This window comes from Streptosporangium sp. NPDC049078, assembly GCF_040648855.1.
Taxonomy (GTDB): Bacteria; Actinomycetota; Actinomycetes; order Streptosporangiales; family Streptosporangiaceae; genus Streptosporangium.
Genome location: NZ_JBEZEL010000013.1, coordinates 49,636 through 72,910 on the forward strand (window position 1 = coordinate 49,636; position 23,275 = coordinate 72,910).

The window sequence follows — 23,275 nt, forward strand, 5'->3', positions numbered from 1 at the left end:
GGTCCCGAGCCCTCCTCAGCGGTCAGAGCGACAGAACGCCCTGTTCGGCGGGAGAAGGGCTCGGAAGCCCGGGATAAAAAACTTACGGTTGGTTGGAACAGAAGAACCAATAGCGGGCCTGGCCGGACACGCCCGTGTACGGCTCGTCGATCTCAAGGCGCCAGTATCCCTGCTCCCCCTGCCGGGAGAAGGGCACCGTCCATTGCTTGGGCACGTCGACCGTGCCGGCCGAGGTGAGCGTCAGCGAGGTCCACGGGTCGCGGACCCAGGCGTTGTTCGTCTGGGCGCTCTTGCGTGCGTACGCGTAGCGGATGGGACCCGGCCCCAGCGCGGTGATCGAACCCTTCAGCGTGAAGGTGGCGGGCCGGCGCAACTCGCAGGACTCCTCCTCGCCGGTGAACTCGACCTGGGTCAGGTTCGGTGTCGCGAGGGGGCGGCAGGTCGTGGACCAGGAGGTCAGGCCGATCACGTCCGTACGCAGGTCGGGGAAGACGATTCCCACCTTTCCGCTCCCCGGGCGCTGTCTGGGCAGCCGCGGGCCGTCCACGTACCGCGTGCCGCCCTGCTCCGAGATGTTCACGGTTTGCACGCCGGTCCCGGGCAGCGGGGTCGCGTTCTCGTCGACCCACTGGTAGCGCGTCTCCCCCTTGCCGCTGGTGATCATGGCGCGTGTCGGGGTCGAGAAGTCCGGACCGCACGGGCCGTCGTAGTTCAATTGGCTCGCGCCGGCGATGTCCACGGGCGGGGTCGCGCAGGTCGTCTGGGTGATCACAGCCTGGCTGGGGTTGGGCGAAGGCTCGATGATGTTGATGTAGTAACGCCTGGGCCAACCCGACGAAGTGCGCGGCAGGAAGCCGGTGACCTCACGGGCCCCGGGGCTGTCGAAGACGAGCGTCTGGATCTCGTGACCGGGTACGGGGGAGCCGCCGTACGTGATGGCGTAGTACCACTGGTAGCGGACCGTCTGCGCGATCGGTGAGGTGATCACCCCTTTGATCGGGGTGGTGGCCTCCGATCCGCACAGCCCGGTGTAGTCGCCCACGGGCTCGACGGTCGCCTTCGCGTCCTGGCAGGTTCGGTCGATCGTGACCTGTACCGGTGTGCCGGTCTCGACCGGCTCGCCGCCGTTCCACACCAGGCCGACCACCTTGAGCTGCCTGGTCCCCGACTCGGTCAACGGAATCCGGAACTCGTACGTGCCCGGCCCGTTCTGCTCCTGCTGATGGACGTGGTGCACGTATTCGTCGCTGATCCCGCTCAACGTGTAGGACACATAGGCCCAACCCGGACCGGTGTAGGTCAGTTGCACGGTTACCTTGAGATCGTTCTCCCTTCCATGGCACGGCCCCGCGTAGGTGGGCTTGTCGACCTGGACGCTCTGGACGACCGCCTGGCCGTACTCGTGGTCCGCGTGGGCGGTCCCGGGTAACAGCGCGGCGAGCAGGCCGAGGACGAGCAGGGTCGTGACACGTTTCATGAGCACCTTCGTTTCACGATGGGCGCGATGGAATGCCGTGGACGGCGGTGGCCGATGCCCTGAGCGGCACCTCGCCGTCTCACGCTCATGCCACGGTGCCGAACGGTGATGGGAGACGGCTTGCATCTCAATGGTGGAGAAGCCGGCCCGGGATGCGCGGTTCAAGGCGGCCCGGCGCCGTCCGGGCGCACGGCTCGGCGGCCGGGACGTGCGCCTTGGAACCACTCCCCGGGGAGCCCTTTCAGGCCGGTGGCCGGCATGTGATCCGGCGGTCACCTCATGAGTGACGGCACCGGTCAGGACCCGGCTGTGAGGTCCCATTCGCACACAAGTGAGCGACAACCGGTGGTTGAGATCTTCGGTCTGATCTCAGGTGTTCCCGATGGAGGACCCATGCGTTTACGAAGATCGTTCCTGACCGCCGCGGTCACGCTGCTCACCCTGGTCTGCGTGCCCGCCCTACCGGCACAGGCGTACCCGGTGCAGGGTGACCTGCCCTGGTCGGTGCTGCTGTGCAAGTTCGCCGACCATCCGGATACGGAGCCCAGGCCCCCGCAGTTCTTCCGGGAGTTGTTCACCGACGCGGGCAGGGGACTCGGCGGGTTCGCCGACTATCTCGCCGACCAGTCGCACGGGCGCACGAGTGTGTCCGGATCGGTGGTGAAGGGCTGGTACACGATGCCCGTCACGGTCGCGCAGGCCAAGGCCAAGGACCGGTGGCAGCGGACCGAGGACTGCGTCCGGACGGCCGCCGCCGCGGGCTACACCGTCCCGTCCAACCACCGGGTCGCCGCCATGGTCAACTACGCGTGGGACTCGGGCTCCGCGGGAGGGGGCCGGATACTGCTGGACCCGCTCGCCTGGAACCTCGGCTTCACCACCCACGAGATACTGCACGGCTACGACAGGGACCACTCCTTCTCCGACGACCCCACCTACCGCAACGCCGACTGGGCACAGTTCGGCGAGTACGACGACCAGTGGGACGTCATGAGCGCCATGCACATCCACACGTACGAGACGCAGAGGTTCGGCACCAGCGCGGTCGGCTTCAACGGTCCCAACCGGGACGAGATGGGCTGGCTGGAACCCCACCGGATCGTCACGCTCGGCGCGGACGGCGTGGCCGACCGGACGGTGCGCCTCGCACCCCTGGACCAGCCCGGCTCGACGGGCACGCTGTTGGTGCGCGTCCCGTTCAACGTCGCCGACCCGTTCAACTACTACACGGTGGAGTTCCGCAAGAAGACCGGCCAGAGCAAGGGAATCCCCGGCGACATCGTGCTCCTGCACGAGGTCAGGGAGGGCAGGTCGTACTTGTTGAGGGAGCGCAGCAAAACGCGTGATCCCGTGACGTCGCTGAACACCAACGGGGTCAGCGTCTCCATCGACTCCGTGGGCCAGGACGAGGCGGTCGTCACGGTCAGCACCGACATCACGCGGAAGTGCCTGGCAGGCTACGTCCACCGCAAGGCGACGCCCAACGACCTGGTGTGCGTGACACCGGCCGTCTACGAGGAGACCCAGGCCGACACTGCGGACGCGCCGAACTGGGAGGAGAACGGCAAATGCCTCCTCCAGCGTACGCGGCGGCTGGCCACGCCCTCCGACACCGTGTGCGTGAGCTCCGCCGCGCGCCGGCAGGTGATCGCCGACAACGCCGCCGCCTCCTCGCGGGTCAACCCGGCCAGGTTGGTCCTGGGCCCCAACGCCTGCAAACCGGGCTACGTCTGGCGGGGGGCCGACAGCTTCGATCAGGTCTGCGTCACCCAGGAGATCCGCGACCAGGTGATCGCCGACAACATGATGGGGGCCGGTCGCTGGACGAACGGCCCGGACGGGCCGCGCTCCTGCATCCAGGGCTACGTCTGGCGTGAGGCGTTCGCCGGTGACAACATCTGCGTAACAGTCGACCGGCGCGAACGCGCCCTGCACGACACGCACACCTCCTGGCAGCGGGTCCTGCGCCCGGCGGGTTAGCGCGGCAGGCGGCCGGGCTCGGTGCGAGGCCGGACAAGCGGCGAACCGGCCGGGCCCGGTTCGAGAGGCGGGGCAGGCGTCAGGTGCGCGTCCCCGCCTCGGTGGTGTCGGGAAGGGCGAACCGCTGGGCGAACGCGGACATCTCCTCGCGTTGCCGTTCCGGTTCGGTGGCGGTGGCACTCACGACGATGCGGGTCACGCCTTGCGCGGCGAACGCCTCGACCTGTTCGGCGGTCATGTCGATCGCCCCTGATCGCGTGTACTCCAGCGTTTCCGGGCTGCGGCCCGCCTCGGCGGCGGCGGTCCGGGCGAGGTCCATCTGGAGGGCGCGTTCGTCCGGGGTGAGCGCGCCACCCGGGAAGTAGCCGTCGCCGCGTCGTCCGGCGCGGCGTGCGGCCGCCCGGCTCGATCCGCCGACGTGGATCGGCAGGTGGGTGACCCCGTATGGCTTCGGAAACTGGCACAGCTCGTCGAAGGCGAAGAACTCCCCGTCGAAGTCGACCCCCTCTTCGCCACCGGCCCAGAGCAGCCGCATCACGTCGATCGCCTCGTCGGCGCGACGCCCACGGGTGCCGAAGTCGACGCCCGTCGCCCTGGCCTCACCGGGCAGGGTGCCGAGCCCCACGGTCAGCAGCCGCATCCGCCCCTTGGACAGTACGTCGATGGTCGCCAGGCGCTTGGCGAGGATCACCGGATGGTGGTACGGCAGCAGCAGCACACCCGTCCCGAGCAGGATCCGTCGCGTGGCCGCGGCGACGAAGCTCAGGCAATCGAGCGGATCGAAGTACGGCAGCGACGGCGGGAGCTCGAAGTGCCCGACCGCCGCGCCGGGGTACAGCGCGATGTGCTCGGGCAGATACAGCGCCTCGAAGCCGCAGTCCTCGGCGTGCCGGGCGTAGGCCACGATCGTGTCGGGGTCGACGCCGTGGTAGGGCGTGCTGTAGCTGACGGCGAACTTCATCGTCGTTCCTTCGGTCGGCCGGTCGGTGCGATGGATGGGCGGTCGCGGATCGGCATGGGCCGGTACCGAGGCGGCGTCATGGCCTCACCATGCGTCGACGACGTCCCCACCCGTCTGTCGCGGCCACACTAGAACCCTGTCACCGGCGTCAAGGCAAGGCGGAGCGAGCATGGATGCACCACCGCTCCACCTGACCGACCGGCCACATCGATCGAAGCCGCCACCGGCCTGCCGATCACCACGGCTCGCGCCGATCTGCTCCTGGAGGAACGACCGTGACCGTGGTCGAGCGGTTCACCGCCACACAGGCCCGTTTCGGGGTCGGCGGGATTCTCGCCTCACTGCCGTGTCGGTACGTCAGCCACCCGTGGGCGATCACGGCGGCTGAGGCGCCCGCAGGTGCTCGCCCGAGACGGCCGGAGCATTGGCGAACACGACAGAAGGGCGCATACTGGCCACCACCTCGCCGGCCGGAGTGAACGAGGAAGGCGACTTCGATCCAACCTCCGGCGAGGCCCCTGTCAACGTCTGTCCACTCCGGCGATATCGCACCCGGTTACGTGCAGAACTTCTGGACAGGCGCTTGGTTCTACACTCGGTACGGCCGGTCCACCGGCCTCGTTCCATCTGGCATGACACGAAAAAGCGGAAGGGAACATGAAAGAAAAAGAGGAGCGCGCCGCGCGGGTTTACGAAAGAACCAGCACCCTCGCGACGGGAAACGTGTTGGCACAGGGTGCGAGCGGGTTCTTCGGCGGCGGAGCGAACCTGGTCGTCGACGTGATCGCGATTCCGTTCTACATCGACCTGTGGAACGACGTACGGAGCATCTACGGCAGGGGCCACATCACCGGGGAGGCCGCCAAGGAATACCTGAAGCCGAACATTCCCTTCCTCGCCCAGGACCTGCTCTGGGACAAGCTCGTCGGTTCCATTCCCATCGTGGGGATTCCGTTCAACATCGCCTTCGCCAAGGCCCTGACGTGGCGCCTCGGCGCATGGTTCGGCATGCTCTCGGCAATCGGCGGGGACAGTACTCCCAACGAGAAGATCACCGCGTCCACGATGGAACTCACGCGCAGAATCTTCCCCTCGCTGGGAGACACCTTCAGCTTCAAGGCCCCCGACAGGGACGTCTTCGTCTCCTTCGTCGCCTCCGTGGACGGCTTGACGCATCAGGAGGCCCAGAATCGGGCCGAGGAGGCACTCCGGGTGCTCCGCGGCGAAAAAGACACCCCGTCGTACTGAACAAGAAAGCCGGGGGTTACCCCTGACTTTCCCGGCTGCGGGCTCAAGGTCTGTGCGGACCGCGCGTCACGCACTCGAACCTCTCGTCAACCTCGCGCGCCTGCACATCCGCGACGGCGACGGTGACGCCGCACTGTGATTCCTCACCGGCTCGTACGAGGCCGTCACCGGTCGCGCCGACACCGTGCTCTCACGCCTCGCGATCCTCAGCCGAGGTTTTCGAGCGCGGCGGCGGCACGGCCGCGCTCGTCCTCGTCGCCGGTCTCGGCGGCGATCGCCAGCGCCAGCCGGTGTCGCTGCGCCGCCTCGCCGTCACGGCCCATGGTGTGCAACGCCTCACCGATCGCGTTGAGGACACTCGCCTCGCCGTACCTGTGTCTGGTCGACCGGAAGATCTCGAGCGCCTGCTCCAGGTGCCACAGGGACTCGTCGAATTTCGCCTGACGGCACAGGGCGGTCCCGAGGTTGCTCAGCGCGGTCGCCTCCCCGTCACGGTGCTCGATCTCGCGGAACAGGCTCAGCGCCTCGCGCAGTTTCGCGACGGCAAGCGTGTCCTCGCCCAGCGAACTGTGGATCTGGCCGAGGTTGGACAGGGCGATGGCCTGCCCGGCACGCTCGCCGAGCGCGGCGAAGATGTCGTGCGCGGCCAGGAAGTGCCGCGCCGCCTCGGCGTGCTCGCCGATCGACTCCTTGAGATTGCCCAGGTTGGTCAGCGCCGCCGCCTGGCCGAAGGGATCGTCGATCTCGCGGTAGAGCGCGACGGCCTCGCGGTGCCGGGCGGCGGAGGAGGCGAACTCGCCGAGGCGTTCCTCGATGATGCCCAGGTTGGACAACGAGCGGGCCTGGCCGTGGCGGTTGCCGCTGCTCCGGCACAGCTCCAGCGCCTCGCTCAGTTCCTCGACGGCCGAAGCGTACCGGCCGAGCAACCGCAGGATGACCCCGGCGTTGGTCCGCAGATGCGCCTCGCCCTCCTCGTCTCCCATCCCCCGCGCGGCGTCGACGGCGCACTCGTAGATCGACAGGGCCTCGGTGCCGTGCCCCGCTTCCAGGTAGCGGTGTAACGCGGCGGCAAGGGTGACCGCCCGCTCGGGCCGCCCTTGCCTGACCGCGAACTGGCAGATCGTGCCGAACGACGCCAGCTCGCTGTCCAACCACGACAGTGCCGCGCCCGGCGAGAGAGTGACGCCGCTGGGTTTGAGGGCGAGCCCGGCGTGCCGCCGGCTCCCGCTCCACCCGGGGTAGAGGGTGTCGCTCGCCTCGACGGCGGTCCCGCAGTAGTGCTCCAGCAGCCTGTCCACGGCCGCCTGCCGTTCGGCCTCGCCGTCCAGGGCAAGGCTGATCTCGGCGGCGTACGCACGCAGAAGGTCGTGAAACCCGTAGCGCCCCAAGGCGTCGCATCGCAGCAGGTGCGCCGAGGTGAGCCGGTGCAGGAGCCGGGCCGCGTCGATCTCGTCGACCTCCACCAGTGCCGCCGCGCAGGCCGGTGTGGAGTGCGGCGCCGGGTTCAGGCTCAGCAACCGGAACAGGCGCTGTGCCTCGGCGTCGAGCAGCCGGTACGAGCAGCCGAAGACGTGCCGGATCGCCGCCCCACCCCAGTCGAGCAGATCCAGCGGTCCGGCCAGGTGCAGCCGCGTCACCACGCCGGCCAGCGGCAGGTGCGCCTGCGCCCCGGCGTACTCGGCGGCCAGGCGCAGCGCCAGTGGCAGGCGGGCGCAGATGGTGGCGAGCGAGTCGACGCTGTCGGGATCGGTGCCCGCCCGCTCGCCCACCAGCCGGCGCAGCAGGTGGACGGCGTCGGTGCGGGGCAGCAGGTCCAGTTCGATGCGGTGCGCGCCGTGCAGGGCGACCAGGTTGGCCAGCCTGTCCCGGCTGGTGATCACCATGAGGGTGTCGTGCGTACCGGGCAGCAGCGGCCGTACCTGCTCGGTCGAGGCCGCGTTGTCGAGCAGCACGAGCAACCTGCGGCCGTCGGTCTCGGTGCGCCAGCGCGCGGCCCGCGACTGGGTGTCGGCCGGAATGTCCTGAGCGGACACGCCGACGGCGGCCAGCATGCGGCCCAGCGCCTCGTGCGGGGGTAACGCGTGTTCGGCGTCGTCGCCGCGCAGGTCGAGGTGGATGCGCCCGTCGGGGAACAGTTCGCGGTTGCGGTGACCCCAGTGGACGGCGAGAGCCGTCTTGCCCACGCCCGCGGTGCCGCAGACGACCACGACCCCCGGTGGGCGGCGGGCGCTCGCGGTGTCAAGCAGGGCCAGCTCGTCGACGCGTCCGGTGAAGTCCGGCACCGGCGCCGGGAGCTGACGCGGAATCCTTGGCACACCACGGCTTTCCTGCTCCTCAAGCAGATGCCGGTGCGCCCGTTGGAGCTCCCCACTCGGCTCCACGCCCAGTTCCCGGGCCAGCACGAGGCGAGTGGTCTCGTACCGCTCGAAGGCGATCGCCCGCTGGCCCGTCGCCTGGTACGCGCGAATCAGTGTGGCCTGCACCGCCTCGTCAAGCGGGCTCACCGCGCCCTGCACCGCCAGCGCGGCGATGACCTCGGCGGCGTTGCCCGCCCGCAGCATCAGGTCCCAGTAGGACAGCTGCGCGCGGCGGCGCTCGGCCTTGAGGCCCCACACCTTGGGGTCGCTTTCGAGCGCCGGCACGTCGCACAGGGGGTCGTCGTCCTCCCACAGCCGCAGCGCCTCGCGGAAGAGCGCGGCTGCTCGCGCCGGGTCGCCGTCGCTTTCCGCCTGCTGCGCGGCTGCCACCGTACGCCGGAAGCGCAGCAGGTCGAGGGCGTCCTCCGGCAGGCGCAGCAGGTAGCCGTCGCCGACGGTGGAGAGCACCCCGTCCTGGCCGCGCGGGCTGCGCCGTGGGTCGAGCAGGCGGCGCAGGTGTTTGGTGTGGGTGTGCAACACGTTGACCGCGCTTGACGGCGGCCGTTCGCCCCACAGCGACTCGATCAGCTCCCGGCGCGTGGTCAGCCGCCCGGCGTTGAGCGCCAGAACCCCCAGCATCAGACGGCGGGCGGGTGGCCCGGCATCGACCTCGCGATCGTCGTGCCACACCCGCAGGCGGCCGAGCACCTGGACGACCAGCACCGCCACAGTGTAAAGGCGATGTTCATCAAACTTCCAGAGCCTGTCCAGAGGCCGGGGTTTCCCTTCGTCCAACGTTCTTCCACGAAGGGAGTAACCCGTGGCCAGATGGAAAGCGGGGATCGCGAGCGTCGCTCTGGCGCTGTCGTCCCTGCTTGTCCCCACTCCTCCGGCGACAGCGGCACCGGACAAGCCCACACCGGAGCCCACCGTCGTACAGGAGTGCGGCGCCGACCTCAAACAGCACGCGGCGAAGATCGCCGCGACCGAGAAGTCCGAGACCGCCACCTGTATCCGCAAGCAGGCGAGGAAGACCGGCCCGGCCACGACCGACGCCGGCGTCGCCGCCGCCGCCGATATCTGCGGCGGGCGCGCCACGCTGTCCCGGACAGCCGCATGCGTGATAGAGGATGGTCTGCTGCTCATTTTCACGGTGCCCAACGGGGTCGTCATCGGCTCGATACAGTTCACCGTCTCCAGCTTGACGACCCTTGACTACAGCTCGCTGCGCTGGAGCCAGTCGTGGCACTACCAGGCCAACTCCGTCTCCGGCCCGGCGATCCCCGTGGTGCTCGACACCTTCGTCTACGCCGAGCCGCAATGCCTCGCCAGCTGCACGGTGTCCAGCAGCGGACTGGTCGGCGGGTCAGCGCTTCCGGGCCGCGTCCACTCGACCACCACGTACTTCCACAGCCCGCTCAGCGGCTACAAGTGGGGGGCACACGGTGGGATGAGGTACTGGTTCGCCAACGCGGGATGGGTCAACCCGACGACAAACCCCTCGATCACGGCGCCGGCCGTGCACCGCTGCGACGACGCGCTGACCGGTTACCCCTCGGGCTGCGTCTACGACTCGGTCGTCCCGATGCACGACGTCCTGTCGTATCGCTACCCGTCGTATGCTCGCCACCTCCAGCTCGCCATCAACCATTTCAAGATGACGAATCTCCTGACCAGGACCCAGAACGAGACCCTCATGGCCAACAACTACAACAGGGCATGCCCGCCGGGGCGCCCTGACCCCCCGCTTCCGGGAGTCTGGTCCTGTGACGAATACCCCTTCAAGTCCACCTACAACGGCGCGTACTCCCAGCCATACGGCCGAAACATCTTCATCTTCAACTGGAACACCGCGTATGAGTTCAACTGTCGCGCGACGTGGCTGACGATGCGCGTCTCCACCGACTCCGGCGGCTACAGCGCCTGCATGATTCCCCTGGCGGAGAACACTCTCGGCGGAGCCGACCTGGGCGCCTTCTACTACAAGTCCCGGGTCCTGGACGGGGACCAGTTCCAGGTCCGCGTCATCTGATCAGGATCGGACAACTTGCCTGGCAACACACCGCTCCACCGGTTGCGGGAGCGCGACTTGCCAGGCAAGTCACACGACCATGCCGACCACCGCAGCCGTGCGGCGGGTGGCGAGGAGCACAGGGGGGCCGTACTGACGTGCGGAGACAGGTCGGCGGGTCTAGAGGCTCCGCGGGTCGCGCACCCGCAGGCCGAAGGCCGACAAGCCCTGCTCGTGGTGCTCGATCAGGTCGAGGCGACGGTAGAAGGCGTGGTTCGCGGGGCCTGCCGGGGTGGACTCATGGTCGGTGGTGAGCACGAAGTAGCGGCAGTGCGCGTATCGGTCCTTGAGGTGCTCCAGCAGTCGGCGGCCGACGCCCTTGCCGTGGTGTCGGGCATTGACCAGCAACTCCTGCACGTAGCAGACGATCTCGTCGTCGGATACCGTCCGTGCCAGGCCGAGCAGCGTGCCCGACTCGTCCCTGGCGGTGATGACCAGGTGCGAGTTGGCCAGGCTCCGGCATACCCGGGTGATGTCGCGCGTCCACGGGCCCCAGCCGACCGAGTCGTAGAGCTCAAGCATCTCGGCCTCGTCGAACGACGTCTCCTGAGCGATGATCACCACTTATGGGGCTCCCTGATGTGCTCGGCGTGAAGTGACGCGCCCGAGCTTATTCAGGCCTTGAGCGGCGGCCAATCGGCCGGTGGCGCCAGGTCTCCGCTGAAGATCGGTGACGTGTGGAGAACAGGGGCGCCGACGTCCGGCGTACTCCGCGACGCCGGACCTCGGCGATGGAAACGTCACCCCAGAAACCGCCGCGCGCCACGCAGCCTGGTCCGAAGCCGCCGCTGAGTCATCTCGCACTCCAGGCGCACATCCAGCGGACCGGGCACGTTGGTGTCCGCTCTCCGGCCCGTAGGCAATCGGTCCGCGTCGAGTCCGTCGCGGCGGGCGATGAGCAGCCCCAGCTCGTACCGGCTGATCGCATCGGTTCCGGCGACATGGTGGACGCCGTGATACTCGGACACGGCGAGTTCGAGGAGCGCCGCGGCGAGATCGGCGACATGCACGGGACATCGCACGTCGTCGGTGAACAGCACTCCGCTCGCCCTGCCGGTGGCCAGTGAACGCACCAGCGCCTCGTGCGGAGAACCGCCGTCGCCGATGATCAAGGATGTCCGGACTGTCACCGAGGTCGGCGCGATCGCGCTCACCGCCGTCTCGGCGGCGGCCTTGGCCGCACCGTACGGGGAGATCGGGTCGGGCAGGCACGTCTCGTCGTAGCGAATCGCGGCGCCGGAGAAGACCGTGTCGCTGGACACATGGACCAGGCGCCCACCTGCCGCAGCGACGGCGAGAGCCACGTTCGCGGCTCCGGTCGCCGTGATGGCCCAGTCTGACTGCAGGTACGCGGCGTTGACGACCACCTCCGGCCGGAACGCGCCGATCAGCGCGTCCACGTCGTCTCGCCGGCGCACATCGAGCGGCGACCACTCGACACCCGCGGCCTCTCCCGGCCGGGTCAGGTAGGTCGCGGCCACCTCATGCCCGGCCACCAGGCACTGCCGGACGAGTTCGCCGCCGAGAAACCCACTGCCGCCGACGACAAGGAATCTCATGGCCGGTCCGAGCCGGATTCGCTGGAGGAAGTGCTCACCGGCTCATCATGCATTCATTCTCGGTGTCGTGTCCGCGGAGCCGAGGACCGGATCCCCGTGTGTCCCGCATGGGCTTGACGCACAGGGCAGCGGCGGGGGGCGGTCACGGGGTGCCCGTGACCTGGATGGCGGGTCGCAGGCGGGGCATCAGCTCGGCCAGCTCGCTCACGGTCATGTCCGGCCCCTCCAGTTTCGCCCCGGACCACCGGTCGAAGAAAAGACATACCGCCCCCGGCTCGTAGATCCGGGTCTTCGCGTCCCTGAACTGGGACGGGTAGCAGGCCGCCGCGCCACCGAGCGGGCCGGTCGACATCGCCACGATTCCCTCGGCGCAGGCATCGGTGCTTTTGGTGCCGGATTTGCCCCTGACCGTCTTGCTACCGGACTGCTGCAGTTCCTCGTCGAGCGAGGCGTCCGGGTCTGTGTGCTTTGGGTGGCGCCGCCATACCTGGACCCTTTTCTCGTCGGGTGTCCGGTAGACCGCGGCGATGACGGACTCCTCGTCCGGGCCGGGGAAGGTACGGGGCATGTCCGCCGCGGTGAGCGGCAAGTCGATGAAGGTCTCGGTGCGGGCGGCAGTCGGCGGCCAGGTGCCTGTGGGCGGTGACACGCACGGCTGAGACGCCTCCACCACGGCCAAAACCAGGTTCGTCACCAAGTAGGTCGGAGCCGCGAGGGCGGCCAGCACAGCCAGCAGGACATACCACCACGGCTTTTTGCCGGGCTTGGCTTTGTCGGTCATGCTTCAGAGCCCCGCATTGTTGTACATGCCCCTCAGGGTGGGCACGCCCCCTTGGAGATCACTTGTGCCCGGACGCACTCCCTGATCAGCAGGCGAGAACGGGACTGACCGCCGTGCAGATGGCGGCCTGTTCGCCCCCCCGCTGGAAGTCGTAAGCGCCTTCGCGTGAGGGGGCGGCAGGTGTTCGGCGATGCGTCTCGCCGGGATGGTGGCGGGGGGTGAGTGACCTACCTGGTGTAGGTGACCTCGGGGAAACGTGATGTCGGCCCGTCGAGCAGCGGGGACTTCCTGCCGCGCAGGAACCGGTCGAAGAAGGCGAGCGGGTAGGCGCGCTGGAAGGCCAGCGCCCGCTTCTCGGTGATCGTCCCGACGGATTCCACCAGTTCCTCTACCGGCAGCCCGGCCTTGCGGATGAGCCGGACGTCGTCGCCGAAGGAGTTGTGCGCAGCGCCCCTGACGGTCAGGTGGAGCCGCCATCCGCGCAGGTTCTTCCAGAACGTCCGCAGCGCGGGGTTGCTGACCATCCCTCCCTTGCCGGGCGTGTCGACCACCAAGTACGGCCGGTCCAGCCCGGCGTTGGCGACGGGGCCGAGCACCGCGCCGTCGAGGCCGAGCCCGGCCTTGATACGCCTGTCGGCGTACATGGCCGAGGAGGTGGTGGCGCCACCGAGGGAGTGGCCGAACATCGCGATGCGCCTCAGATCCAGCACCCCCCTCAGCCCCGCGGGCAGGGCGCCGGGCAGCTGGTCGAGCACGAACCCGGTGTCGTCGGTGCGTACCTTGGCCGCCTTGACGAAGTCGGTGATCTCGCCCTTCGGGTTGGTGACGACCCGGCCGCCGGGAAACTCGACCACGGCCGCGTCGTAGGTGTGGTCGATCGTCACGACCGCGTAGCCACGGCTGGCCAGCTCCTGTGCCACCCCGGTGCCGAAGGAGCGCGAGGCATTGGCGCCGGGCGAGTACAGCACCACGGGCAACCGCCCGAGCCGCCGGTCGGCCGGAGCGCCCTGATGGCCGTCGGTGTCGCCCAGGACCAGCTTGCCCGGCGGCAGCCCCATGTCGCGCAGGTAGCGGTCGGCCGCCGCCTTCGGCATCCAGGGCGCGAGCGGGTATCCGGCCGTCTTGCGCGCCGGGTACCAGATGCTGATCATCAGTTCGCGTTTGCGGTCGGTCACCCATGGGTCGGTCCTGGACTGGTCGACCAGGTGCAGCGCGACTGTGCCGATCTTGTGTGGGCCCGTGGGAGAGGGCGGTTCGAACCGCGCCGGGGCTGTGGTCGCGCCCGCCGGGGACGCGACCGTTACCAGGAGCGCGGCGGCGGCGATCACGAGAGGTGTCGTCTTCATGCCTCCACGCTGTCGCCAGGACCGCACGGTGGCATCGCCCTGCCGGACGAAGCTCACATCAGCCCAGGACGCTATGCCAGACAGGCGTTCCTCCTCGCGGACGATGTCGCGCAGGTGACCTGCGCGGATACTGTCGGCTGATGAGAGAGAGCCTGGTGGTGCACAGGCTGCGCCACGGCCACTGGGTGGCCGTGGACGTGGTGGTCGCGCTCCTGCTGGCCGTCGCCTTCGCGGCGGCGGCGCAGCTGCGGACCGGCGTGATCGCGGCGGTCGTCGCGGCCGCCCTGGCCGCGCTGCCCGTCGCGACGCGGCGACGGTGGCCGCTGCCCTCGCTGGTCGTCTCGCTCGCCGCCGCCGCCGCTGCGCTGCTCATGGGCGTGGAGGCGGCTTACCTGCCGGTCGCCGTGGTGCTCTACTCGGTCGGCGTGCGGGAGCCGCGCGGACCGGCCGTCGCCGGCCTGTCCGCGTCGCTGGGCTGTGTGGCCGCCGCCCTGCTCGCCGCCGCCTGGCCGTCCTGGACGCAGGCGCTCGGCGACGCCGGGTTCGGGCTGACCGTGATCGGCTTGTCCTGGACGGCGGGCCTGGCCGTCGGCGAACAGCGTCTGCACGCGGCCCGTACGGCGGAACGGGCAGCCCTTGAGGAACGGCTGCGCATCGCCAGGGATCTGCACGACGTCGTCGCGCACAGCATGAGCCTGATCACGATGAAGGCCGGGGTCGCCGGGCTCGTCGCCGAGACCCGTCCGCAGGAGGCGCGCGAGGCGCTGCGGCTGATCGAGACCATCGGCCGGGAGGGGATGCTGGAGATGCGCGCCATGCTCGGCATGCTGCGCTCGGAGTCCGTCCTCCAGGGCGCCGCGCCCGTGCCACGGCTGCAGGACCTGCACGCCCTGGCCGCGCACGCGGGGATCGAGGTGGACCTGCGCGTCGAGGCCGGGGACTTGCCCGATGGGGTGGCGCTGGCCGTGTACCGGATCGTCCAGGAGGCGCTGACCAACGTGGGCAAGCATGCCGGGACCGGCTGCCGGGTGCGGGTCACGGTACCTGAGGCCGGGGTGGTGGAGGTGGAGGTGACCGACGACGGCCGGTGCCCACCGGGTGACGGAGGTGGGCACGGGTTGCGCGGCATGCGCGAGCGCTGCCTCATGTACGGTGGGCGGCTCATCGCAGGCCCGGTCCCGGGCGGCGGCTTCCGCGTGCTGGCCCACCTCCCCTACGCCTCGCAGGAGGCGCTGTGATCAGGGTGGCGATCGTGGACGATCAGCCGCTGCTGCGTGCCACGCTCACGATGCTCGTCGGCACAGCGGCGGACCTGGTCGCCGTCGGCGAGGCGGGCACCGGAGCGCAGGCCGTCGAGCTGGCCGCGCGCACCCGGCCCGATGTCGTCCTCATGGACGTGCGCATGCCGGACATGGACGGACTGGAGGCCACCCGCCATATCCTGTCCGACCCGTCACGGGCCGGGGCCCGGGTCGTCATCCTGACCACCTTCGACCTGGACGAGTATGTCTACGCGGCGCTGCGCGCCGGGGCGAGCGGGTTCCTGCTCAAGGACATCCCGCCGGCCGACCTACTGGCCGCGATCCGCGTGGTCGCCTCCGGTGAGGCGCTGCTCGCACCAACGGTCACGCGGCGGCTCATCTCCGAGTTCACCCGCAGGGCCGCCGCCGACGCCCTGACCGCACGCGAGCTGACGGCGGTGACCGGCCGCGAGCGCGAGGTGCTGACGCTCGTCGCCCGCGGTCTGACCAATCCCCAGATCGCCGCCCACCTGCGCCTCAGCATCTCCACCGTCAAGACCCACGTGCGCAGCCTGCTGTCGAAGCTGGATGTGCACGACCGCGCCCAGCTCGTCATCATCGCCTACGAGAGCGGCCTCGTCAGTGCCACCAAGGCGTGATGCTCCTGGCAGGAGGAGGGGTTGCCGGCAGGTCCATGCCGTCCAGCGCGGTCCGCGCATCACCGTCCGGGTCGGCGGCCACATCTCGCGTAACACGATCGCGGCGCTGTCCAGGTCCTTGAGCGTACGCAGCCGCTTTCCGTAGAAGTACCGCCTGTCCGCTGATCAGCCGGTGTTTTATCGTGAAACGGTGTTCACGGTTGGTGTTGACCTGGCGACAGAGGCGAAAGAGACGGCGGTGGCCTGGCTTGATTGGTCTGCCGACGGGGCCCGTGTCCGCAGGCTGGAGACTGTGGCGGACGATGATCTGATCGTCGAAGCGATCAAAGGCGCGGACAAGGCCGGTATCGACTGTCCGCTCGGCTGGCCGGACAAGTTCGTTGATTTCATCACGGCTCACCGCACGGGACATGTCGCCGTGCCCGAGGGCAGCACGGACGTCGCCTGGCGCAGGCAGTTCACCATGCGGGTCACCGACTACGAGGTGAAGGAAGTCCTGGACTTCTATCCTCTGAGTGTTTCCGCGAATCTCATCGGCAGCACGGCCCTGCGTTGCGCGGCCCTGCTCGCCGAGCTTGCCCGGCAGGGGCAGCCGGTCGACCGTAGCGGTACCGGTGTCGTGGCGGAGGTCTACCCCGCGGCCTCGCTCAGATGCTGGGGCCTGCCCCACGGCCGCTATAAAAGCCCGGCGAACCGTGGCGGACTCGCGCGGTTGGTCGATGAACTCCAGGAAGCGGCGCCATGGCTGGACCTGGGGGAACACGAGCGAATCTGCCGGACGTCCGACCATGCGACGGACGCCGTCATCGCCGCGCTCACCGCCCGTGCCGCGGCTCAGGGTCTCGCGACCGTTCCGGCACAGGACCAAGCTCACTCGGCGCGCTCCGAGGGATGGATCGCGCTCCCCACCGGACCTCTGAGTGAGCTGTGCCCGGCCGGCTGAGGAGAACGTGTAGCCGGGCACCCTGGTCGTCCTGAACGAGGCGCCCACCCCCGATGTCGTCTCCCCTTCTCGGGATCGGGATCGGGGACGGCAGGGCGAGCCGGGTGGATCCGCGTGTCCTGGACGATCCGGCCGGGTTGTTCGCGGGACAGCCGCGAGTCGCCGGGCGGTTCGTTAAATCCGTGGCCGGGACGCTTGAACGTGGATACGGTCGCCGGGTGCCTGATGCGATTTTCGCGCACCCTCGTCTCGCACCCGTCTATGACGCCTTCGACGGCGACCGCGACGACCTGGCCGCTTACCTCGACCTCGCCGACGAGTTGGGGGCGGACCGCGTACTCGACGTCGGCTGCGGGACGGGATCCCTCGCGGTCCTGCTCGCCGCAACCGGCCGTACCGTCGTGGGGGTCGATCCGGCGGAGGCGTCGCTTGAGGTCGCGAAGTCGAAGGACGCGACCGCAACGGTCACCTGGGTTCATGGAGATGTCAGGACGGTGCCGCCGTTCGGCGCCGATCTCGCGGTGATGACGGGAAACGTGGCGCAGGTCTTCCTCACCGACGACGACTGGGCGGAGACTCTGCGGGGCGTCCACGCCGTTCTTCGTCGAGGCGGATATCTCGTGTTCGAGACCAGGCGACCCGAGTATCGGGCCTGGGAGGAGTGGGCCGCCGACGATGATCACCTGATCCTCGACATCCCCGGGAAAGGACAGGTGGAGCGGCGCCGTGAGGTCACCGAAGTAAGCCTGCCGTTCGTCTCCTTCCGCTACACCTACAGGTTGCCGGTGGACGGTGCGACGGTCGTCTCCGACTCGACCCTGCGGTTCCGCAGCCGCGAGGAGGTCGAATCGAGCCTGGTCGCTCATGGCTACCGGGTGCTCGATGTGCGAGAGGCCCCTGACCGCCCGGGGCGCGAGTTCGTGTTCATCGCCCAGTCCACGACCTGAGAACACGGGACGGTCCAGGCTGAGGCTCGAAGGCGGCCCACTGCGGGAGTCGTTTCCCAACGCCAACGACGAACAGGGCATCAGTTCGCGGAACGCACTCTCAGGATGGTGCGGGTACCCGCACCATCAAGCGTCGACCGCGAGAAGGTACGTCGAAACGCGTACGCGCGTCGGGCTTTCAGGCCGACGACGGGGCGAGGGGCGGACTCGTAGCGTGACCGGGTCCGAGCTTCCCACCCGTTAGGTGAGCCTGCTGATGCGACATCGACTTTCTCTCGCCGTCCTTACCGCGTACGTCTGGATCGCCATGGTGGCGTTCGGGGGTATCGCGGTAGAGACGATCGTCATCTACCCCAACGTGTTCCACGACGTGCCGGCCTCCCTGGCCGAGTCGGTGGAGTTCTTCGTGGTGAGCGGTCCCGCCGACTTCTTCCCGCCGATGGGCGCGGTGACCGTGATCGCCTCCGTGGCGACCCTGATCCTGGTGTGGCCCATCCGGGACACGCGGCTGTGGGCCGGCGGCAGCCTGCTGTCACTGCTGCTGGGCGAGTTCCTGTTCTCGGTCCTGTACTTCTGGCCGCGCAACGACATCATGTTCGAGCAGGGCGCCGCCGTTCATTCCGTGGAGGTGCTGCGCCAGACCGCGTTCGAGTTCGAGACCGGTCACTGGGGACGGCTCGGGATGAGCGCGGTGACGGCCACCCTGGCCTTCGCCGGCCTGTGGCGACTGCTCCGCGCCGGCGCCCTCGCGCGAGATGACGTGTGAGGCGGCTCCTCGGCATGCCCGCGGCGGTGATCCGAGGGCCGGCGCCGCTGGGCGTGCCGCGCGTGGTCGCGCGACAGCCTGCGCGACGACCCCGAGGTCGCCGAGCGATCGCCGGTCGCGGCCCGTGCCGCGTGCGGCAAGGAGGCAGTGGAAGGGTTGCTTGATCTGGGCGTCGGCGCTCGCGGCGGATCGGCTCAGGTCGCTCTTGGCGCGGCGAGCAGTGGATTCTCTCCCCTGACGGATGCCCGTTCAGTGGCAGTGCGGTTGGTGATCATCGCCGGACGAGGTGCCGAGGTCGTCGTCGTATCCGGCCCTGATCCGTGACCACTGGGCGGTCGGGCGGCCGTCCAGCAGGAACTGGTCGCCTCGGGTGTCCCAACGCTGAGGCCAGCCCTCCGGCGAGTCCTCCCAGAACTCCTGCCGGCCGTAGACGGTCAGATCCAGCAGTCCGTACGACGGTGCCATCAGTTCGTTGCCGCGGCCGGTGGTCCAGTAGGTCTCGTAGACCTTGTCGTCGTCGCGGAGATAGGTGACCAGGATGCCGAAGTACCGGTCCGCGACCAATCGGTCCACGGCGTCCTGCGGCACCGAGTACCAGGGAATCGTCCAGCCCATGAAGTCGCGGTAGCGCGAGCTCTCCTCGTACGGTCCCTGGCAGAAGGTCGCGTAGCCGACGTCCCGCGAGTGCAGGTAGGACAACTCGTTGATGTGGGACGTGGAGAAGGTGCAGCCCATGCACTGCTTCGCAGCAGGCTCACCGGTGTGCCACATCTGGAAGTAGGCGATCAGTTGGGATCGGCCGCCGAAGATGTCGATCAACGGCACCGGGCCGTCGGCTCCGATCAGCGGAGTCCGCGGATCGACTTCGACCATCGGCAGCCGACGGCGTTCGGCGGCGAGTGCGTCTCCGGCCCTGGCGTGGGCCTTCTCCTTGGCCCGGAGTTCGTCGATCTGTTTCTGCCAGGTCCGCCGATCGGCGACCGGTGGCCGCGGCAGGGGGCGTCCGGCTGCTGGTGTCTCTGTCATGTGAACCTGTTTAGCCCGGTTGGAGAGGGCGGAACAACACGTTCGACCGATCGTCGTCAAATTCTGATCTTGGGAATGGCCGCCGGTTTCGCCCGCGACGTCGATGGTCTTCCGGTGGCGCCGACGACGCCGTCCGGGCGCGTGGGTGGTTCGTCGGTACGGTCCCACGGCTGCGGGACGCCGTCGTGGTCCGGCAGCGGCGACCGGTCGAACGCGGGTGACCGTGTCGCCGCTGTCGCCGCTGCCGCCGCGCTCTCAGCCGACGCCCTGGTCGAGGCCCCAGCGACGCCGCAGGGCGTTGTCCGCCGCGCCGAAGCACATGTCCACCACGATGCCGATGACCAGGATCACGATCATCGTGGCGAGGAGGCCGGGGGCGTCGGAGAGTTCCCTGGCGTTGTCGAGCTGCTCGCCGATCGACGCCTGATGGGCGATGATCACGAGCAGTTCGCCCGCCATCAGGGATCGCCACGCGAACGCCCAGCCCTGCTTGAGTCCCGACAGGAACGACGGCAGTGACGCGGGCAGGATGACGTGCCGGTAGAGCGCGAGGCGCCGCAGGCCGAGGATGTGCCCGGCGCGGAGCAGGATCGGCGGGGTGTAGTCCACGCCGGCGATCAGCCCGTTCGCGATCGACGGTGCCGCCCCGAGGACGACCACGAACAGGATCGCGCTCTCGCTGAGCTTGAAGAACAGGATCGCGAGCGGGAACCACGCGATGGAGGGCATGGTCTGCAGGCCGGTGATGAGGGAGCCGAGCGCGGCCCGCAGCGGCTTGACCCGTGACACGGCCGCGCCGACCACGAGCCCGACCAGCACCGCGACCGCGAACCCGGTGACCGCGCGGCGCATCGTCACGGCCACGGCCTGGTAGAACTCGGCCTCACCGAGGCGGTTCCACAGATCCGCCAGGACGGTAAAGGGGCCGGGCAGGACGTACTCCGGGCGCCAGCCGCTGAGCACGACCAGTTCCCAGACCGCGAGGACGAGGGCGATCGCCGAGAGCATCGGCCAGGTTCTGGCCCAGATCCTGGAGGCGAGGCTCTGTCGTTCCCGGTGGGACAGTTCCAGCGCGTCCAGGCCGGCGATGTGCTGGGAGAGATCAGCAGTCATTGGTCACCCGCTACTTCTCGATCCCGGTGCCGGCGGGCCGCTGCGCCGCCGGCTGGGCGTGGCGCAACACCTCCTGGCGCAACCGGTCGGTGATGGTGGAGGCGAGTTCGGCCACTTCGGCGGAGTCGGTACGGCGGGGCCGCGGCAGCGTCACGGGGAAGTCCTCGATCACCGTGCCGGGCCTGCTGCTCAGCAGGACGACCCGGTCGCCGAGCCGTACGGCCTCGCGCACGTTGTGGGTGACGAACAGGACGGCCAGCTCGCGCTCCCGCCAGATCCGCTCCAGCTCGTCGTGGAGCAGGTCGCGGGTCATGGCGTCGAGGGCGCCGAAGGGCTCGTCCATGAGGAGTACGTCGGCCTCCTGGGCGAGGGCCCTGGCGAGCGCGACCCGCTGGCGCATGCCGCCGGAGAGCTCGTGCGGGCGCTTGTGGCCGAAGTCGGCGAGGTGGACGATCTCCAGGAGTTCCTTCGCCCGCGCCTGGCGCTCCTTCTTCGTGGTCTTGCCCGAACTCGTCACCCGGAGCGCCAGCTCGATGTTCCCTGAGACCGTGAGCCAGGGGAACAGGGCGGGCTCCTGGAACATCATCGCGATTCGGGCTTCCCTGGTGTCGATCTCCCCGGCGGTGGGACGGTCGAGACCCGCGACGAGATTGAGCAGCGTGCTCTTGCCGCAGCCGGACGCTCCCAGCAGGCAGACGAACTCGCCCCTGTCCACCGAGAGCGTCACCTGGTCCAGGGCCAACAGCTCCCTGCCGTACACCTTGGAAACCGCGTCCAGCCGGACCGCGGGCTCGTGCCCGTCGGTCCGGCCGGGGCGCAGCTCCTGGATCGGAGCTGTCACTTCGCCTCCCTGACCAGCGGCTCGCCGGATGGTGACCGGTGGTGCCGCCTCGACTCTTCTGTTCTGTGGTGCTCGCTCGGACCGGTCACTTGTCGCTCACGGCAGGCTGGCTCTTGGCCTTCAGGACCTCGTTGAGGATCGTGAGGTCGTAGATGCCGTTCAGGTCCACCGGGTCGAGCAGGCCGACCTTCTGGGCGTGCTCGGCGCTGCCGGCGAGGGAGGACGCGATCGGGTCGTTGGTGAAGGTGATGTTGCCGAAGGCGCTGTCCAGGATCTCCTGCGCGATCGGCTTGCCGCTCAGCTCCTTCAGCTCCGCGTTGATCGACTCCTTGGCGCCCGCCGGGTCGGACTTGATGAACTCGTTGGCCTCGACGTGCGCCTCGACCAGCTTCTTCACCAGGTCGGGGTGCTCCTTGAGGAACTGCTGCCGCACGATCAGGTGCGTGATCACGAACTGCTTGTTCGGCCAGAGTTCGGTCTCGTCGAGGAGGATCTTGCCCTTGCTCTCCTGGACCAGACGGCTCGCGAAGGGCTCGGGCACCCAGGCGCCGTCGATGTCGCCGGTGGCGAAGGTCTGCAGGGTCTGGGCGTTCTCCTGGGGGAGGATGGAGACCTCGCCGCCGCCCTTGGTGTCGGTCTTGATGCCCTTCTCCTGGAGCCAGTAGCGCAGCGCGACGTCCTGGGTGTTGCCGAGCTGAGGTGTGGCGATCTTCTTGCCCTTGAGGTCTTCGACGCCGTTGATCTCGGGCTTGACCACGAGGAACACGCCGCCGGACGCCGCGCCCGCGACGATCTTGATCGCCTCGCCCTTGGACTTCGACCAGGCGTTGATGGCCGGGTTCGGCCCGATGTAGGTGGCGTCGATGGCGTCGGAGAAGATCGCCTCGGTCGCGGCCGGGCCGGCGTTGAAGGTCGAGATCTTCAGCGTCGCGTCGTCGCCGAGCGCCTTGGCGAACAGCCCCTTCTGCACCCCGACCAGGGCCGTGGAGTGCGTGATGTTGGGGAAGAAGCCGAGGCGGACCTCTGTCTTCGCCGTGGCGCCGTCACTGCCGGAGGACCCCCCGCCTCCTCCACAGGCCGCCGCGAGGGCTGTCACCGTGACCGCGGCCAGTGCCACTGCCGTCCCCCGGAGCCTGCGAGCCTTCATGGGTTACTCCTTAATTCCTACTTAATAAGTCGGTTAAGTGCATAACATTGCAAACGAGCCCTCCTGTCAAGCGTTGTGATCGCACGGGCACGAGCCGTTACCGGTTTGTGTTCCTGGACGCTTCGGCGTCGTCCCGTATGTCCGCTTATTGGGTTTTATGTCGGATTGGGGCGTCGATGTGTCTGGCGGGGAGGTCTCGACGGGCCGATGGTCGTGGTCAAATTCTGATCTTGGAGATGGTCGCTCTACAGGGCCGCTTCGTCGATCAGTCGACCCGGGCGGCGATGATCCGCGCGCACGCCAGGGACTCGGTATGCGTGGTGTCCACCTCCACGTCATAGATCACGCCGTCGTGAACCACCTCCGCCTGCGACGCGGCCATCCCCTGGACCCGATCACCGCGTGCGATCTCACGGCCCGCGGCGACCGCACCCTCGCACCTCACACCGACCCACAGCACGTCCAGCTCGCCCAGAAGCCTCTGCCACCGCTGCTGGGTGGCGGCTCCACCGAGGAAGACGTCATCGACGATGACCCTGGCGCCGGCGTGGGCCATGGCTACGACGCCCCGCATCCAGGCCGTCTGCAGCTCCATGAAGTCCGCCCCGACGCTCACCCCGCCGTCCGCGGTGATCTCGAGCCCTTCGGTCGACGCCCGCATCCTCGCGGGCATCGCGTCGATGAACGAATCAACGCCGAACGCCGGCCACGGATCCGGAAGAACGGCCTGCAGGCACCGTACGATCCCGGACTTCCCCGAGCTGGAACCACCGTTGATGATGATCATCTGAGTCGCCACCCGGCCACAGTAG

20 protein-coding genes are annotated in these 23,275 nt (G+C 68.9%); 8 read left to right on the plus strand and 12 right to left on the minus strand.

All coding sequences use genetic code 11. The annotated features are described in order from the left end of the window. Window positions 1-82: 82 nt before the first annotated feature. Window positions 83-1,477 (minus strand): hypothetical protein, encoded by a 1,395-nt coding sequence (locus AB0B90_RS22750; protein ID WP_362924554.1) that lies wholly within the window; start codon window positions 1,475-1,477, stop codon window positions 83-85. Between the two features lie 393 nt (window positions 1,478-1,870). On the opposite strand from AB0B90_RS22750, the gene AB0B90_RS22755 reads away from it, so the two are divergent. After that, on the plus strand, window positions 1,871-3,457 hold the full coding sequence (locus AB0B90_RS22755) for a hypothetical protein (protein WP_362924556.1): 1,587 nt from the start codon (window positions 1,871-1,873) through the stop codon (window positions 3,455-3,457). 79 nt (window positions 3,458-3,536) lie between these two features. On the opposite strand, the gene AB0B90_RS22760 is transcribed toward AB0B90_RS22755, so the two are convergent. Continuing rightward, on the minus strand, window positions 3,537-4,418 hold the full coding sequence (locus tag AB0B90_RS22760) for a TIGR03619 family F420-dependent LLM class oxidoreductase (protein WP_362924558.1): 882 nt from the start codon (window positions 4,416-4,418) through the stop codon (window positions 3,537-3,539). 657 nt (window positions 4,419-5,075) lie between these two features. On the opposite strand from AB0B90_RS22760, the gene AB0B90_RS22765 reads away from it, so the two are divergent. Beyond that, entirely contained in the window at window positions 5,076-5,666 is a 591-nt protein-coding gene (locus AB0B90_RS22765; protein ID WP_350945655.1) for a hypothetical protein, read from the plus strand. Between the two features lie 206 nt (window positions 5,667-5,872). Here AB0B90_RS22765 and AB0B90_RS22770 read toward each other — a convergent pair whose 3' ends face one another. Continuing rightward, a complete protein-coding gene (locus tag AB0B90_RS22770) occupies window positions 5,873-8,746 on the minus strand; it encodes a tetratricopeptide repeat protein (protein ID WP_362924560.1) in 2,874 nt (957 codons plus the stop codon). A gap of 97 nt (window positions 8,747-8,843) precedes the next feature. Between AB0B90_RS22770 and AB0B90_RS22775 the strand changes: the two genes are divergently transcribed. Continuing rightward, window positions 8,844-10,055 carry a hypothetical protein gene (locus AB0B90_RS22775; protein WP_362924562.1) on the plus strand — a complete coding sequence of 404 codons (1,212 nt, stop codon included), beginning with the start codon at window positions 8,844-8,846 and terminating at the stop codon, window positions 10,053-10,055. Window positions 10,056-10,214: 159 nt separating this feature from the next. Here AB0B90_RS22775 and AB0B90_RS22780 read toward each other — a convergent pair whose 3' ends face one another. From AB0B90_RS22780 to AB0B90_RS22795, 4 genes are all read right to left on the minus strand, one after another. Next, window positions 10,215-10,658: a GNAT family N-acetyltransferase gene (locus AB0B90_RS22780; RefSeq protein WP_362924564.1), complete on the minus strand. Its 444-nt coding sequence runs from the start codon at window positions 10,656-10,658 to the stop codon at window positions 10,215-10,217. A gap of 176 nt (window positions 10,659-10,834) precedes the next feature. Continuing rightward, entirely contained in the window at window positions 10,835-11,653 is an 819-nt protein-coding gene (locus tag AB0B90_RS22785; RefSeq protein WP_350945645.1) for a sugar nucleotide-binding protein, read from the minus strand. 142 nt (window positions 11,654-11,795) lie between these two features. Continuing rightward, window positions 11,796-12,434 carry a hypothetical protein gene (locus tag AB0B90_RS22790; RefSeq protein ID WP_362924567.1) on the minus strand — a complete coding sequence of 213 codons (639 nt, stop codon included), beginning with the start codon at window positions 12,432-12,434 and terminating at the stop codon, window positions 11,796-11,798. Between the two features lie 227 nt (window positions 12,435-12,661). After that, entirely contained in the window at window positions 12,662-13,780 is a 1,119-nt protein-coding gene (locus AB0B90_RS22795; RefSeq protein WP_350945643.1) for a lipase, read from the minus strand. 140 nt (window positions 13,781-13,920) lie between these two features. On the opposite strand from AB0B90_RS22795, the gene AB0B90_RS22800 reads away from it, so the two are divergent. The 5 genes from AB0B90_RS22800 to AB0B90_RS22820 all read left to right on the plus strand — a co-directional run bounded on the left by AB0B90_RS22800 (window position 13,921) and on the right by AB0B90_RS22820 (window position 18,336). After that, a complete protein-coding gene (locus AB0B90_RS22800; RefSeq protein ID WP_362924569.1) occupies window positions 13,921-15,018 on the plus strand; it encodes a histidine kinase in 1,098 nt (365 codons plus the stop codon). Further along, window positions 15,015-15,680 carry a response regulator transcription factor gene (locus AB0B90_RS22805; RefSeq protein ID WP_350945641.1) on the plus strand — a complete coding sequence of 222 codons (666 nt, stop codon included), beginning with the start codon at window positions 15,015-15,017 and terminating at the stop codon, window positions 15,678-15,680. The genes AB0B90_RS22800 and AB0B90_RS22805 overlap by 4 nt, the downstream gene beginning before the upstream one ends. Window positions 15,681-15,870: 190 nt before the next feature. Next, entirely contained in the window at window positions 15,871-16,623 is a 753-nt protein-coding gene (locus AB0B90_RS22810; protein ID WP_362924572.1) for a DUF429 domain-containing protein, read from the plus strand. A 218-nt stretch (window positions 16,624-16,841) separates the two neighbouring features. After that, window positions 16,842-17,570, plus strand: a complete 729-nt coding sequence (locus tag AB0B90_RS22815) for a class I SAM-dependent methyltransferase (RefSeq protein ID WP_350945639.1) — start codon at window positions 16,842-16,844, stop codon at window positions 17,568-17,570. A 256-nt stretch (window positions 17,571-17,826) separates the two neighbouring features. Further along, the gene (locus AB0B90_RS22820; protein ID WP_350945638.1) at window positions 17,827-18,336 is read left to right on the plus strand and encodes a hypothetical protein; all 510 of its coding nucleotides are present in this window, start codon (window positions 17,827-17,829) and stop codon (window positions 18,334-18,336) included. Between the two features lie 249 nt (window positions 18,337-18,585). Here the strand turns inward: AB0B90_RS22820 and AB0B90_RS22825 are convergent, their stop codons facing one another. The 5 genes from AB0B90_RS22825 to cpt form a co-directional block, all read right to left on the minus strand. Continuing rightward, complete coding sequence (locus AB0B90_RS22825) at window positions 18,586-19,362, minus strand: DUF899 family protein (RefSeq protein WP_362924575.1); 777 nt, start codon at window positions 19,360-19,362, stop codon at window positions 18,586-18,588. 255 nt (window positions 19,363-19,617) lie between these two features. Beyond that, on the minus strand, window positions 19,618-20,475 hold the full coding sequence (locus AB0B90_RS22830; RefSeq protein ID WP_350945636.1) for an ABC transporter permease: 858 nt from the start codon (window positions 20,473-20,475) through the stop codon (window positions 19,618-19,620). Between the two features lie 10 nt (window positions 20,476-20,485). Beyond that, window positions 20,486-21,316, minus strand: coding sequence for an ABC transporter ATP-binding protein (locus AB0B90_RS22835; RefSeq protein WP_350945635.1), 831 nt, complete (start codon window positions 21,314-21,316; stop codon window positions 20,486-20,488). A gap of 85 nt (window positions 21,317-21,401) precedes the next feature. After that, window positions 21,402-22,463 carry an ABC transporter substrate-binding protein gene (locus tag AB0B90_RS22840; protein WP_350945634.1) on the minus strand — a complete coding sequence of 354 codons (1,062 nt, stop codon included), beginning with the start codon at window positions 22,461-22,463 and terminating at the stop codon, window positions 21,402-21,404. Window positions 22,464-22,728: 265 nt separating this feature from the next. Next, window positions 22,729-23,262: a chloramphenicol phosphotransferase CPT gene (gene cpt / locus AB0B90_RS22845; RefSeq protein WP_350945633.1), complete on the minus strand. Its 534-nt coding sequence runs from the start codon at window positions 23,260-23,262 to the stop codon at window positions 22,729-22,731. Window positions 23,263-23,275 lie beyond the last annotated feature (13 nt).

Excerpts from the sequence above, each read along its gene's own strand:
- AB0B90_RS22750 (WP_362924554.1), bottom strand. The coding sequence starts at position 1,477 with ATGAAACGTGTCACGACCCTGCTCGTCCTCGGCCTGCTCGCCGCGCTG.
- AB0B90_RS22755 (WP_362924556.1), top strand. The coding sequence starts at position 1,871 with ATGCGTTTACGAAGATCGTTCCTGACCGCCGCGGTCACGCTGCTCACC.
- AB0B90_RS22760 (WP_362924558.1), bottom strand. The coding sequence starts at position 4,418 with ATGAAGTTCGCCGTCAGCTACAGCACGCCCTACCACGGCGTCGACCCC.
- AB0B90_RS22765 (WP_350945655.1), top strand. The coding sequence starts at position 5,076 with ATGAAAGAAAAAGAGGAGCGCGCCGCGCGGGTTTACGAAAGAACCAGC.
- AB0B90_RS22785 (WP_350945645.1), bottom strand. The coding sequence starts at position 11,653 with ATGAGATTCCTTGTCGTCGGCGGCAGTGGGTTTCTCGGCGGCGAACTC.
- AB0B90_RS22790 (WP_362924567.1), bottom strand. The coding sequence starts at position 12,434 with ATGACCGACAAAGCCAAGCCCGGCAAAAAGCCGTGGTGGTATGTCCTG.
- AB0B90_RS22795 (WP_350945643.1), bottom strand. The coding sequence starts at position 13,780 with ATGAAGACGACACCTCTCGTGATCGCCGCCGCCGCGCTCCTGGTAACG.
- AB0B90_RS22800 (WP_362924569.1), top strand. The coding sequence starts at position 13,921 with ATGAGAGAGAGCCTGGTGGTGCACAGGCTGCGCCACGGCCACTGGGTG.
- AB0B90_RS22820 (WP_350945638.1), top strand. The coding sequence starts at position 17,827 with ATGCGACATCGACTTTCTCTCGCCGTCCTTACCGCGTACGTCTGGATC.
- AB0B90_RS22825 (WP_362924575.1), bottom strand. The coding sequence starts at position 19,362 with ATGACAGAGACACCAGCAGCCGGACGCCCCCTGCCGCGGCCACCGGTC.
- AB0B90_RS22830 (WP_350945636.1), bottom strand. The coding sequence starts at position 20,475 with ATGACTGCTGATCTCTCCCAGCACATCGCCGGCCTGGACGCGCTGGAA.
- AB0B90_RS22840 (WP_350945634.1), bottom strand. The coding sequence starts at position 22,463 with ATGAAGGCTCGCAGGCTCCGGGGGACGGCAGTGGCACTGGCCGCGGTC.